Annotated in this window: 15 protein-coding genes; 13 read left to right on the forward strand and 2 right to left on the reverse strand. The window is 71.7% G+C overall.

What is annotated here, in order from left to right; translation table 11 throughout:
* Positions 1–42: 42 nt before the first annotated feature.
* Positions 43–1,011, forward strand: a complete 969-nt coding sequence (locus AB0M93_RS21260) for a S8 family serine peptidase (RefSeq protein ID WP_364275893.1) — start codon at positions 43–45, stop codon at positions 1,009–1,011.
* A 43-nt stretch (positions 1,012–1,054) separates the two neighbouring features.
* Here AB0M93_RS21260 and AB0M93_RS21265 read toward each other — a convergent pair whose 3' ends face one another.
* Positions 1,055–2,101 (reverse strand): Gfo/Idh/MocA family oxidoreductase, encoded by a 1,047-nt coding sequence (locus AB0M93_RS21265; RefSeq protein ID WP_364275894.1) that lies wholly within the window; start codon positions 2,099–2,101, stop codon positions 1,055–1,057.
* A 55-nt stretch (positions 2,102–2,156) separates the two neighbouring features.
* On the opposite strand from AB0M93_RS21265, the gene AB0M93_RS21270 reads away from it, so the two are divergent.
* Both AB0M93_RS21270 and AB0M93_RS21275 read left to right on the forward strand, forming a co-directional pair.
* Entirely contained in the window at positions 2,157–3,215 is a 1,059-nt protein-coding gene (locus AB0M93_RS21270) for an ROK family transcriptional regulator (RefSeq protein ID WP_364276149.1), read from the forward strand.
* A 48-nt stretch (positions 3,216–3,263) separates the two neighbouring features.
* The gene (locus AB0M93_RS21275; RefSeq protein ID WP_364275895.1) at positions 3,264–4,814 is read left to right on the forward strand and encodes a glycosyltransferase 87 family protein; all 1,551 of its coding nucleotides are present in this window, start codon (positions 3,264–3,266) and stop codon (positions 4,812–4,814) included.
* A 4-nt stretch (positions 4,815–4,818) separates the two neighbouring features.
* Here the strand turns inward: AB0M93_RS21275 and AB0M93_RS21280 are convergent, their stop codons facing one another.
* Positions 4,819–5,592, reverse strand: a complete 774-nt coding sequence (locus AB0M93_RS21280; RefSeq protein WP_364275896.1) for a deoxyribonuclease IV — start codon at positions 5,590–5,592, stop codon at positions 4,819–4,821.
* Between the two features lie 115 nt (positions 5,593–5,707).
* Between AB0M93_RS21280 and AB0M93_RS21285 the strand changes: the two genes are divergently transcribed.
* The 10 genes from AB0M93_RS21285 (at position 5,708) to AB0M93_RS21330 (ending at position 12,691) form a co-directional block, all read left to right on the forward strand.
* On the forward strand, positions 5,708–6,532 hold the full coding sequence (locus AB0M93_RS21285) for a hypothetical protein (protein WP_364275897.1): 825 nt from the start codon (positions 5,708–5,710) through the stop codon (positions 6,530–6,532).
* 117 nt (positions 6,533–6,649) lie between these two features.
* Positions 6,650–7,555, forward strand: a complete 906-nt coding sequence (locus tag AB0M93_RS21290; RefSeq protein WP_364275898.1) for a hypothetical protein — start codon at positions 6,650–6,652, stop codon at positions 7,553–7,555.
* Positions 7,556–7,639: 84 nt separating this feature from the next.
* Positions 7,640–8,515, forward strand: a complete 876-nt coding sequence (locus AB0M93_RS21295) for a hypothetical protein (protein ID WP_364275899.1) — start codon at positions 7,640–7,642, stop codon at positions 8,513–8,515.
* Positions 8,516–8,630: 115 nt separating this feature from the next.
* Complete coding sequence (gene rpsF, locus AB0M93_RS21300) at positions 8,631–8,957, forward strand: 30S ribosomal protein S6 (RefSeq protein ID WP_364275900.1); 327 nt, start codon at positions 8,631–8,633, stop codon at positions 8,955–8,957.
* 17 nt (positions 8,958–8,974) lie between these two features.
* Positions 8,975–9,487 (forward strand): single-stranded DNA-binding protein, encoded by a 513-nt coding sequence (locus AB0M93_RS21305; protein ID WP_364275901.1) that lies wholly within the window; start codon positions 8,975–8,977, stop codon positions 9,485–9,487.
* Positions 9,488–9,530: 43 nt separating this feature from the next.
* Positions 9,531–9,779 (forward strand): 30S ribosomal protein S18, encoded by a 249-nt coding sequence (gene rpsR / locus AB0M93_RS21310; RefSeq protein ID WP_003098744.1) that lies wholly within the window; start codon positions 9,531–9,533, stop codon positions 9,777–9,779.
* A gap of 14 nt (positions 9,780–9,793) precedes the next feature.
* A complete protein-coding gene (rplI, locus tag AB0M93_RS21315; protein ID WP_003098743.1) occupies positions 9,794–10,255 on the forward strand; it encodes a 50S ribosomal protein L9 in 462 nt (153 codons plus the stop codon).
* Positions 10,256–10,381: 126 nt separating this feature from the next.
* Complete coding sequence (locus AB0M93_RS21320; RefSeq protein WP_364275902.1) at positions 10,382–10,738, forward strand: hypothetical protein; 357 nt, start codon at positions 10,382–10,384, stop codon at positions 10,736–10,738.
* Positions 10,735–11,334: a DUF3558 domain-containing protein gene (locus AB0M93_RS21325; protein WP_364275903.1), complete on the forward strand. Its 600-nt coding sequence runs from the start codon at positions 10,735–10,737 to the stop codon at positions 11,332–11,334. Before AB0M93_RS21320 ends, AB0M93_RS21325 begins: the two co-directional genes overlap by 4 nt.
* Before the next feature lies 1 nt (position 11,335).
* Entirely contained in the window at positions 11,336–12,691 is a 1,356-nt protein-coding gene (locus AB0M93_RS21330; protein WP_364275904.1) for a hypothetical protein, read from the forward strand.
* Positions 12,692–12,770 lie beyond the last annotated feature (79 nt).

Here is a 12,770-nt window from a genome sequence, read left to right on the forward strand (position 1 = left end):
GGTCGCGGGACGCCCGTCCCGCGACCGTCCGTCGGGAAGGCCATGCGGAAACTCGTTCCCCTCACTCTCGCCGTCCTGCTGGCTATGCCGGCGACCGCGGACGCCGCGGGTCCGTACTGGGCGGACGAGCTCGGGCTGCCCGCGGCCTGGCAGCTCTCCGAAGGCGCCGGGGTGCGGGTCGGTCTGATCGACACCGGCGTCGCCGCGGACCCCGACCTCGACGGCGCGGTGCGGCCCGGCGCGGACTTCCCCGACCTCGGCGCGCCGCCGGGCGACGCCATCGGGCACGGGACGACGATGGCGCTGCTGATCGCCGGCCGCGGGACCGCCGGCACCCGCGGGGTCGCCCCGAAGGCGGAGCTCCTGCCGGCCCGGCTGACCGGTGGCCCGGCGGACGCGGTCGCCGCCGTCCGCTGGGCGGTGGACCAGGGCGCGAAGGTCGTCAACCTGTCGCTGGGCAGCGGCGGACGGTCCACCGAGTACGACGAAGCCGTGAACTACGCGCGTGACCACGACGTGGTCGTCGTCGCCGCGGCGGGGAACGCGGGCCAGGACCGCGAGGTGACCAGCCCGGCGGACCGTCCCGGCGTGCTGGCGGTGTCGGCGGTCGACCGCGCGGGCAAGTTCCGCGACGACGTCAGCGTGTCCGGCCCGGAGGTAAGTTTCGCTGCGCCAGGTGTCGACATCTCGACATCTCGCCCCGGCGAAACGGCGCCGACATCGGGCACCAGCCAGGCCGCCGCGATCGTGTCGGGTGTGGTCGCGCTCGTGCGGTCGCGGTACCCGGACCTGACCGCGGCGCAGGTCACCGACCAGCTGGCCCGGACGGCGAAGGACCTCGGCGCGCCGGGGCGGGACAACGAATACGGCTACGGGCTGATCGACCCGGTGGCGGCGTTGTCCACCGAGCCGGACACGGGCACTCCGTGGTGGGTCATCGCGCTGTGGGTGGCCGGCGGCGTGCTCGTGCTGGGCACGGCCTTCGTGGTGCTGAAAAGAAGGAAGCCGTGACCTCGGAGCTGGGGGTCACCGAGGTCACGGCCGGTCAGGGGGGTCAGACTTCGACCACGGTGCCTTCGACGCCGGAGCGGTGGGCGGCCTCGATCACGCGCAGGGCCGCGACCGACGACTCGGGGTCGACCGGGAACTCGCCTTCGCCGCGCAGCGCGTCGCGCACCTGGGCGTAGAACTGCTCGTAGCGGCCGGTTTCGGTGGGGACGGTCTCGACGTCCGTGCCGACGCCGAGCTTCCCGGCGTCCGCCGCCGGCTCTTCGCCCCAGCCCGCGTCCCCGGGCCGCAGCCCGGCCTTGATCTGCGGTTCTTGCACGTCCAGGCCGTACTTGGTGAACGTCGCCCGGTCGCCGAGCACCCGGAACCGCGGGTTCTGCATGCCGGCGAGCGCCGAGGACCACAGGTGCGACCGGACGCCGTTCGCGTGGTGCAGGGCGACGAAGACGTCGTCGTCGACCTGGACGCCGGCCCGGCGGCGGTCGACCTCCGCGTAGACCCGGGTGACCGGGCCGAACAGCTGCAGCGCCTGGTCGACGATGTGCGCGCCGAGGTCGTAGAGCAGGCCGCCGGCCTCGGCCGGGTCGCCGAACTCACGCCAGTTGTCCTTGGGCTTCGGCACCCAGCGGTCGTAGCGGGACTCGAAGCGGAACACCTCGCCGAGCCGGCCGGAGCCGAGGACCTTCCGCACGGTGAGGAAGTCGGAGTCGAGCCGCCGGTTCTGGAAGACGGTCAGGCCGACGCCCGCCGCCTTCGCCGCGGCGACGACCCGCTCGGCTTCGGCCGCGGTCGGGGCGAACGGCTTGTCCACGACCACGGGCAGGCCGGCTTCGATCGCCCGCAGCGCGAGCGGCACGTGCGTGCGGTTGGGCGTGCTGACGACGACGAGGTCGAGGTCGCCGGCGCGCTCGAACAACGCGTCGGCATCGGGCACGATCTCCGCGCCCGGGTGGTCGGTGCGCGCCTGGGCGGCGCTGCTCGACGTCGTGATCACCGCCGGGGTCAGCCCGGGCGTCGCCGCCACCAGGGGCGCGTGGAAGACGCGTCCCCCGATGCCGTACCCGAGGATGCCCACCCGCAAATCGTCCGCCATGCCCCTATTAAACAACAGCGTTGCCTAATTGACCAGACGTGCGAAGATCCTGTCCATGGCGGACACCGGAGTGAACCTGCGCGACATGCGCGACCACAACCGTGCCCTCCTGCTCACGCACATCCTGCGCGCCGGCGGGCTCAGCCGCGTCGAGCTGGCCGAACGCACCGGGCTCACCCAGCAGGCCGTCTCCAAGATCGTGCCCGAACTGCTCGACACCGGCCTGCTGGACGAGCAGCGCCAGCCGTCCACCGGCGTCGGCAAGCCCCGCACGCGGCTGCGTATCCGGGCCGGCGCCAAGCACGCGCTCGGCGCCCGCCTCGACCGCGACGAGTTCCACGTGGTGCGCACCAACCTCCTCGGCGAGATCGAAGAGGGGGCGGGCGGCCCGCTCCCGCCCGGCTTCACGCCCGCGCAGGCCGTCGAGGCCATCGGCGCCACCGCGCTCGAACTCGCCGACGGCTTCGACGTGCTCGGCCTCGGCATCGGCGCGGTCGGCCCGCTGGACCACCGCGCGGGCCTGGTCCGCGACGCGACGAACATGCCCGGCTGGCACGACGTCCCGCTGCGGGCCCTCCTCGAGCAGCGCACCGGGCTGCCGGTGACGCTGGACAAGAACACGAACGCCGCCGCGTTCGCCCGGCTCTGGCCACACGGCGAGCCGACGGCGACCGCGGTGATCCTCGCCGGCACCGGGATCGGCGTCGGCCTGCTGATCGACGGGCGGCTCTACCGCGGCCCGCGGACCAACGCGGGCGAGTTCGGGCACACCACGATCGCCTACGACGGGCCGCGCTGCGCCTGCGGGCGACGCGGCTGCGTCGAGATCATGGCCAAGCAGGCCCCCGACACCCGGACCGCCGCGGGCTTCCTCGGCATCGGCCTGGCCGACCTCGTGCAGGTGCTCGACCTGGAGCAGATCGTGCTGGCCGGCCGGGCGGTCCGCGACGAGCCGGGCGTCCACCGCGAAGCCGTTTCGGCCCGGCTCGGGGAACTGCTGCCGGCGCCGCACTGGCAGCGCATCGACGTCGTCGAAGACGCCTCCGGCGAGGAGATCGTCACCCGCGGCGCGGCCGCCGAGGTGCTGGCCTCGTACTACGCGAATCCGGCATGATCACCGGCTTCACCGCCGCGAACGCCGATCACCGATACCATCCGGCTCGTGCCAGAGGAGACCACGCGGGAGCCGGAGCGCGGACCCGTGACGCTGACCCGGGCGGAACGGGTCGTCCCGAGCTGGAGCGACCCCCTCGCGGCGGCGGTCACCAGACCACTCGGCGGACCGCTCGGTGAACACGCGGCGGTCGGCAGGCACTGGTTCTGGTCGCCCCAGCGCGTCGGGCTGCTGCTGGCCACGCTCGCGCTGATGCTGTGCTGGTTCGGCAAGGGCTCGTGCATCCAGCAGTACCAGGACTCCAGCGGCGCCACCCAGCTCGACTGGCGCGCGGGCCGCCCGTTCGTCGCGATGTGCTACTCCGACATCGTGCCGCTGTACGGCTCCGAGCGGCTCGACCGGCCGGGCACCTTCCCGTACGCCACGTCGTGGAAGGAGAGCTCGCAGACCGCCGAGGACAACACCCGGTACATGGAGTACCCGGTACTCACCGGCCTCTTCCAGTGGGTGAACGCGAAGCTGGCCGCGGGCTGGCTGAACCTCGCCGAGGCGGGCTGGCTCCCCGGCGCGCTGCCGGTGGCGATCTACTTCGACATCACGGCGTTCTTCCTGTCGGCCGCGTGGCTGGTCACCGTGTGGGCGACCGGCCGGACGACGAAACGCCGTCCGTGGGACATGGTGCTGGTGGCGATCTCGCCGCTGGTGCTGGTGCACGCCTTCACCAACTTCGACGCGCTCGCGACCGCGTTCACCGCGACCGGCCTGCTCGCCTGGGCCCGCCGCCGCCCGGTGCTGGCCGGCCTGCTGCTCGGCCTCGGCGCGACGGCCAAGCTCTACCCGCTCTTCCTGCTCGGCGTGCTGTTCGTGCTGTGCCTGCGCGCGGGGAAGCTCACGCCGTTCTGGAAGACCGCGGCCGCCGCCGTCGTGACGTGGCTGGCGGTGAACGCGCCGTTCATCGTGTTCACCACCCGCGGCTGGTGGGAGTTCTTCCGGATGAGCACGCTGCGGCCGATGGACCCGGATTCGCTGTACAACGTCTTCTCGTACACGACCGGCTGGGCCGGATTCGACGGTGTGCTGCAGAAGAACCAGACGCCGACGTACCTGAACATCACGGTGGCCGTGCTGTTCCTGGCCTGCTGCGCCGGGATCGCCTACCTCGCGCTCGCCGCGCCGCGCCGGCCGCGCGTCGGCCAGCTCGCCTTCCTCGTGGTGGCCGCGTTCCTGCTCACCAACAAGGTGTGGAGCCCGCAGTACTCGCTGTGGCTGGTGCCGCTGGCCGTGCTGGCCATCCCGCGCTGGCGGCTGCTGCTCGGCTGGATGCTGATCGACGCCGTCGTCTGGGTGCCGCGGATGTTCTACTACCTCGGCATCGACCACAAGGGCCTGCCCGAAGGCTGGTTCCTCGGCACGGTGGTGGTCCGCGACCTCGCCGTCGTGGGCCTGTGCGTGCTGGTGGTCCGGGAGGTCTGGTGCCCGGCGGCCGACCTGGTCCGGGCCGGTGGCGACGACGACCCGGCCGGCGGCTTCCTCGACGGCGCCCGGGACGTGATCATCCCGAACGCCACCCGGCGCCGCCGGAAGGCCGTCGTCGTCTAAACCGTCAGCCGAGCTGTTCGCGCAGGTAGGCGATGTCGGCGGCTTGGCCGTCCGGCGGCGTCTCCACGACGACCGGGGCACCCGCCGCCCGGGCGACGCCGACGAGGACCTCGGGGTCGATGGTGCCCTCGCCCTCGATGACGTTCGCGTGCCGGTCGCGGGTCGAGCCGAACTCGTCGCGGGAGTTGTTGAGGTGCACCAGGTCGATCCGGCCGGTGATGGCCTTGACCTTTTCGACGGCGGTGGCGAGGTCCCAGCCCGCGGCGAACGCGTGGCAGGTGTCCAGGCAGAACCCGGCGCCGAACTCGCCGACCTTGTCCCACAACCGGGCGATCACCTCGAGGTCGCGGGTCATCGCGTTCTCGCCGCCGGCGGTGTTCTCGATCAGGATCGGGACCTTGAAGCCGCCCTTCTCCTGCTCGCGCTCGAAGAGCTTGCGCCAGTTGTCCAGGCCGGCCTCGACGTCGTCGTTCGCGCCGACGTGGCCGCCGTGCACGATCAGGCCCTTGGCGCCGATCGCGGCGGCGCCGTCCGCGTGCTGCGTGACGTTCTTCCGCGACGGGATCCGGATCCGGTTGTTCAGCGAAGCCACGTTGATCAGGTACGGCGAGTGGATGAACACCTCGACCGGGTCGGCCGCGATGGCCTCGCCGTGCGGGTGCGGCTTCGGTGCCTTCCAGCCCTGCGGGTCGGAGAGGAAGAACTGGACGACGTCGGCTTTGCGCTCGGCGACCGCGGTCAACGGGTCGTCGTCACGAACATGGGCGCCAATCAGCATGCCGAGCACGCTACTCCGGAGCCCGGATCCGGCCGGTGGGCCCGGTTGGTGACGCTCGTGGAGTACCGTGAGCGCGTTCCGTGATCCAATTTGGTCCGACTGCCGGAGGACACCGATGGGGAAGCACGTCGTCCGGGTCACCGCGCTGGGGTTCACCTTCGCCGCCACGGCCGCGCTGGCCGCGCCCGGCGTGGCGGGCGCCGCACCCGACCCCACGCTCGGCGGGAGCTGCCAGGCCACGCTGCAGCAGGGGAGCGCGTCCGGCCTGGTGCTGGACGCCGGCGCCCCGCTGAACGCCCCGAACCGGCTCACCGTCGGCCTCGATTCGAGCTCGCGGAACACGAACGGCTCGGCGCCGCTGCTCACGCTGCCCCTCGGCGACACCGTGAAGGCGCTCGGCCTCGGCCAGGTGCCGCTGGTCGGCGACCTGACGGCGAAGGGCGTCTGCCCGGCCGCGCAGAGCACGGTCAACGCCGTCGGCAACCTGACGCAGGGCGTGGCGGCGGATCTGCCGCCGCTGCCCATCCCGCCCCTCCCGCCCGCGCCGCCGGGGCCGAACCCGCCCCAGCCCGCGCCGCCCGGCCCGAACCCGCCGAACCCGCCCGGCCCGACTCCACCGGTGCCGAACTCGCCGCCGGGCAGCAGTATCGGCCCGGTGGTCACCGGCCAAGGCAGCGCGACCCTGCCGGGTGACGCGATCTCGGGCATCTTCACCAACGCCGCCCTGCTGCCGGGCAGCCTGGTCCAGGTGCCGGTGATCGCCCAGGTCATCCCGGGCCAGCAGCTCCCGCCGACCGTCGACGAGCAGAAGTCCGGCACCGCGGAGGCGCTGCCCGGCGTCACCCCGCCGGCGAAGCTGCCGATGCTGCTCGCGGTGCTGGCGCTGGCGATCGTCGCGGCGGCTCTCGTCCGGGCCTGGATCCGCCGCACCCCGGCCTGACGCACGGTGACGTCCGCTTCCACCCGAATGCCGCACATTTCTGAACGAGCGGGCGTCACCCGGCTGCCTTAGCGTCGTTGTACTGGTAAGCAGGCGACGAGACCAGGGGTGGCGGGCATGCAGGATCGGACACGGAGGGCAACAGCGGTCGGTGCGGCGGCGGTCGTCCTCGCGGGTTCGGCCGTGCTCGGTATGCCAGGCACCGCCTCCGCGGACACGAAGACCGTGCCGTGCGGCAGCACCGTGTCGGCCCAGCCGGGTGACCACATCCAGGGCTCGCTGCTCGGCCTGCCCCTGATCGACCTGGGCATCGTCACCCAGGCGACCACCGTGCTGACCACCACCGTGAGCGGGCTGCTCAACACCGTCTGCAAGGTCACCGTGAACGTGGTGAACACCGTCGTCTCGCCGGTGCCGGTGGTCGGCGCGCCCGCGGCGAGCGCGATCAACCAAGGCGTCCAGAGCGTGACGAGCGGCGCCCAGCAGGGCCTGACCGCGGTGAGCGGGGGCGGCAAGCAGTCGTCGCCGCAGCCCGGCACAGGCGGCAACCCGCAGCAGCAGCCGCCGGCCCAGGGCGGGCCCGGGGGCGCACCCCAGCAGGGCGGCACCCCGGCCGGCGCGACGCCGATCCCGGACGCGAACAGCCCGCTCCTCCCTGGATTCTCGAGCACCCCGGTGTTCGGCGGCTTCCCCTTCACCCTCGGCACGGGCTACGCGCCGATGCGCGACTACAGCGGCATCCCGTTCGCGACGGCCGGGCTCTTCACGCCGTCGCCGGCGATCCGGTACGGCAGCCAGATCCCCGGCTACGCCCCGCAGTACGGTCTCACCGGTCCGGCCGGCCCGTCCGACGGCAATTCCGGGATCCAGACGGCAGGCCAGGCCGAAGCGCTACCGTCCGCATCGGACGGTTTCACGAACGGGTCGAATCTGCCGCTGCTGATTGCGGTTCTGGCACTCTCCGGAGTCAGTGCGGGTCTCGTTCGCACCTGGGTGCTCCGCCGGATGGCCGCTGCGAATTGATCCAACTGCCGAGTATCTTTCACGTATCTCGGTCGTTCATCCTGGTGTTGCCCGGAACGACGCCCCCGTAATTCCCTGGAGGACATGCTCGTGCGGAAGATCATGACCGTCACCGCCCTTGCCGCGTTCATGGTCGGCGGCGCATTCCTCTCCGCGGGCACGGCCTCCGCCACGACGACACTCGTCAGCAACAGCTGCACGGGCTCGGTCACCGGGCAGATGGGCGACCAGGTGGCGATCGACGGGGCTTCGGTGAAGACCCTCGTCACCACCGGCGCGAACAACGCCGGCACCCTCGCGATCGGCAGCTGGGCGGGCGATTCCATCGCCAAGAACCACTCGATCCTCGTGGGCCAGGTGCCGAACACGGCGGGCGGCGAAGCGACCGGTGCCGCGATCGGCAAGGCGGTCCGCACCGCGCTGGCCGCCTCCGGCACGTGGGGCCTCGGCCTCGACTGGAACAAGACGCTGAACAGCGTGGAGAGCACGGTCGCCAAGGGCTGCGGCCTCACGCTGCTCGCGAGCAACTACGTGGCGCCGAGCAACCCGGCTCAGCCGGGCGCGGGCGGCACCGGCACCCAGCAGGGCAGCACCGGGACCGCCCCCGGCGCGTCGGGCAACCTCTCGAACCTCAACCCCGGCACCGCCGGCGGCACGGGCGGCAGCGCCCCGATGCGCGACTACAGCGGCATCCCGACGGCGACCGCCGGCACGGCCGTCGCACCCGGCGTGCGCTACCCGGCGAACGGCACCCTCCCCGGTGACGCGTCGGCCCCCCAGGCGGGCGTGGGCGACCAGAGCGGCCAGAGCGCGGACATCCGCGACGCCGGCAACGCGCAGTCGCTGGCCTCGAACAGCGCGTCGAACGACGTGCAGCTGCCCATGCTGATCGCGGTGATCGTGCTCGCCGGCGTCACCGCCGGGCTGGTCCGCACCTGGGTGCTGCGCCGGGCGGCCTGACCCCCGGAGAAGACCCCACTGTCCGGTCTCCTCGATGCCCCCAGGTAGCCTTACCTGGACAAACCCTCCTGTCACGGACAGTCCGTGACCGCGAGCCCATAGGAGGTGAGTGGTTGTGTCACGCCATTACGAGGTAATGGTCATCCTGGACCCCACGCTCGACGAGCGCACGGTCGCTCCGACGCTGGACACCTTCCTCAACGTGATCCGCACTTCGGGCGGTTCCGTGGAGAAGGTCGACGTCTGGGGCCGTCGTCGCCTCTCGTACGAGATCAAGAAGCACGCCGAGGGCATCTACGCCCTGCTCGACCTGAACTCGTCCTCGGACGCGGTGAAGGAGCTGGACCGCCAGCTGTCGCTGCAGGAGACCGTGCTCCGCACCAAGGTCATGCGCCGCGAGATCAAGCGCGCCGCGGCCAAGCCCGCTGCCGCCAAGGCCTGAGCCCGAGGGGAACCCCGATGGCTGGAGACACCGTCATCACGGTGGTCGGCAACCTGACGTCCGACCCGGAACTGCGCTTCACCCCGTCCGGTGCGGCGGTCGCGAACTTCACCGTCGCGTCCACCCCGCGCACGCTCGACAAGCAGTCGGGCGAGTGGAAGGACGGCGAGGCGCTGTTCCTGCGCTGCAACATCTGGCGGCAGGCGGCGGAGAACGTCGCCGAGTCCCTGACCCGCGGCGCCCGCGTCGTCGTGCAGGGCCGCCTGAAGCAGCGGTCGTTCGAGACCAAGGAAGGCGAGAAGCGGACCGTCGTCGAGCTCGAGGTCGACGAGATCGGCCCCTCGCTGCGGTACGCCACGGCCAAGGTCAACAAGGTCAGCCGCGGTGGCGGCGGTGACTTCGGCGGCGGCGGTGGCGGCGGCGGAAACCGCGGCGGCGGTGGCGGCGGAATGCCGGCCGACGACCCGTGGGGCTCCGCCCCGGCCGCGAGCAGCAGTGGCGGCGGCTTCTCCGACGAGCCTCCCTTCTGATCTCGTACACATCCACACAGATTTGAATTACCAGGAGTAGACAGTGGCCAAGCCACCCATCCGCAAGCCCAAGAAGAAGGTCTGCGTGTTCTGCAAGGCCGAGAAGAAGGGCCGCCCGGAACTGATCGACTACAAGGACACCAACCTGCTGCGGAAGTACATCTCCGACCGCGGCAAGATCCGTGCCCGTCGCGTCACCGGCAACTGCAGCCAGCACCAGCGTGACATCGCCATCGCGGTCAAGAACTCCCGCGAGATGGCGCTGCTGCCCTACACCTCGACCGCGCGCTAAGGGAGGGCACTGACATGGCGAAGATCATCCTCACCACGGACGTGGCCAACCTGGGCGGCCCCGGCGACATCGTCGAGGTCAAGGACGGCTACGCGCGCAACTACCTGCTCCCGCGGGGCTACGCGATCGTGGCCTCCAAGGGCGCGGAGAAGAACGTCCGCACGATCCAGCGCGCGCAGGAGAGCCGTCGCATCCGCGACCTCGACCACGCCAAGGAGATCAAGGCGACGCTGGAGGGCCTCGGCGCCATCCAGCTCACCGGCAAGGCGGCCGAGGGCTCGAAGAAGCTCTTCGGTTCGATCACCGCCGGCGAGATCGTGGACGCGATCAAGGCGGCCGGTGGCCCGCTGCTCGACAAGCGCGTCATCGAGCTGCGCGACCACATCAAGACCGTGGGCAAGCACTCGGTCGGCGCCCGGCTGCACCCGGACGTCAAGGTCGACGTGCGGCTCGAGGTCAAGGCCGTCGCGCAGTAACGCAGTGCTTCGTGAGAAGGCGGGTCACCCCTGGTGGGTGGCCCGCCTTCACGCATTCCGGGGAACCTCGGACACCGAAGCGGCGTCGGAGGAGAATGGCCGAGGACGCGAAGGGGATGGGATCGCATGGCTAACGAGGTCAACATGTCCGCGCCGGCCGGCGGGAGCGGCGGCTTCACCTTCGACGCCGGCAAGATCGACGGCGTCATCAAGAAGTGGCAGGACCTGCAGGCCGACCTGAAGCGCGACTACGACGACGCCAACCTGATGGCGAACGTCAAGGCGCCCGGCAAGGAGTTCGCGAGCAGCGACTGGGTGAAGCTCGCGAACCCGTCCGGCAAGGCGTTCCTCGAGCAGAACAAGAAGATGCAGGAGTACGTCAAGAACTACATCGACGCGCTCACCGCCGCCAAGCAGAAGATCACCACCAAGGAGTCGGACACGCAGGCCGACCTTTCGAAGACGGGGAACCAGGCCACGTGAACCGACGACTCATCGCCGTCCCGGCGCTGGCCATCGCCGTGCTCGCCCTCACCGGCTGCGCCGGCAAGACCCGGGGCACCGCCAACCCGGCGCCCGTGACGGACTCGAGCAGCGAGACCACCCCTCGGTCCACCGCCGACACCGCCCCGCACGTGCCGAGCCCGCTGAACACCGGGTCGATCACGTCGGACGCCTGCGCGACGCTGTCGGCGTCCGCGCGCTCCGACCTGGGCCTCGGCGAGGGCCGGCCGCGCTCCACCGGCAACGGCCCGAGCTGCACGTTCCAGGAAGCCGCCGACCCGGGCAACCAGATCGACGTCACCACGGTGACGGCGAACAAGAACGGCCTCCAGGACGTCTACGACACGAAGGCCAACGACGCCTACTGGGGCGAGACGCAGGCCGCCGGGTACCCGGGCGTCTACGCCGCCGCGGTGGACGACCGCAAGAGCGGCAAGTGCGGCCTGTTCGTCGCGGTGACCGACCAGCTGGCGGTCAACATCCTGGTCCAGTACGACAACGGCGCCGGCGCGTCGGACCCGTGCCCGGTGGCGATGAAGTTCGGCGAGGCGATGATCCACACCCTGGGAGGCTGAGATGCTGGAACTGGTGCTGCTGGGCGGTTTCGCCGCCTACAACATGGCGACCACGCATTCGGACGACCACACGTCGGTGCAGGGCGACCGCAAGATCGACTGCTACGACATCTGGGAGAAGATCACCACCGGCCCCGGTCCCGGCTCGATCGAGAACGGGCAGGCGGCGGCGAGCCGGCTGAAGGGCGCCTACCAGGAACGTCTCGGCACCATCGACGACCTGGCCAAGGAGATGGACGCGGCCTGGACGGGCGGCGGCTCCGAAGCGGCCCAGCAGGCCGGCGCCCACCCGCTGCGGGTGTGGATGGAGGACTCCGGCACCAAGCTCACCGATTCCGACAAGTACCTCGGCGAGCAGCACAACGCGTTCACCACGGTGCACGCGCAGGTGCAGCAGGTGCCGAAGGACCCGCCGAAGAACAACCTGCTCAACGCGATCACGCCGTGGACGACCGACACCGACCGGGCGATCCGCGACTACAACGCCAAGGGCCAGGCCAACGTCGACGCCTTCAACACCTACTACAAGGCGAGCAACGACAACGGCCAGAAGATGCCGACGTACTCCGCGCTCCAGGGGCAGCAAGAAAACGTCAGCGTGGACGGCGGCAAGGACGGCAAGAAGAAGCCGGGCGGCGACGGCAACACCGGCACCGGGAACCCGAACGGCACCGGTTCGGTGCCCGGCGGCGTGAACATGCCGGGGCCGGGCGGGGTGCCGTCCTTCTCCGGGCAGCCGAACACGCCGGGCGGCGGTTTCGACCCGTCGAAGGTGCCGGGGTTCGACCCCGGCAAGCCGCCGAACTTCGACCCGTCGCAGGTGCCCGGTGGGAACTTCGACCCGTCGAAGCTCCCGGGTGGCGGCAGCTACACCCCGCCGAACTTCGGCGACGGCACCCACTCGTCGGGCTTCATCCCGCCGAAGATCCCCGGCGCCGGCGGCTTCGGGCCCAGCGGCTCGGGTGGCGCGGGTGGCGCGGGCGACTTCTCGATTCCCGGCGGCGGCTTCGGCCCCGGTGGCTCGAGCGGGATCGGCGACCCGTCGGCGGGCTTCGGGCCGGGCGGGGCGGGCTTCGGGCCCGGCGGCTCGACCGGCGCGGCCACGCCCGGCGGTGCGGGCGCGGGCCGGGGCGGCATGGGCGCCGGCGCCGCGGGTGGTGCGCTCGGCGCGGGCGGCGCCGGAGCGGGCCGCGCCGGTGCCTCCGGGATGGGCGGCATGGGCGGTATGCACCCCGGCGGCGCCAAGGGCCAGGGCGGTGGCGACGAGGAGCGGACCTCGAAGTACCTGCTCGGCGACGACCCGAACGACATCTTCGGGACCGACGAGCTGACCGCGCCGCCGGTCATCGGCGAGTAGCGCACGCGGGACGGCCGGGCGCGTGCCAAGATGGGCGCGCCCGGCTCGCACGGGTTCACCGGGTTCGAGCTTCATGGGG

Origin of the sequence: Amycolatopsis sp. NPDC051102, from assembly GCF_040682815.1 — a bacterium.
Classification (GTDB): Bacteria; Actinomycetota; Actinomycetes; order Mycobacteriales; family Pseudonocardiaceae; genus Amycolatopsis.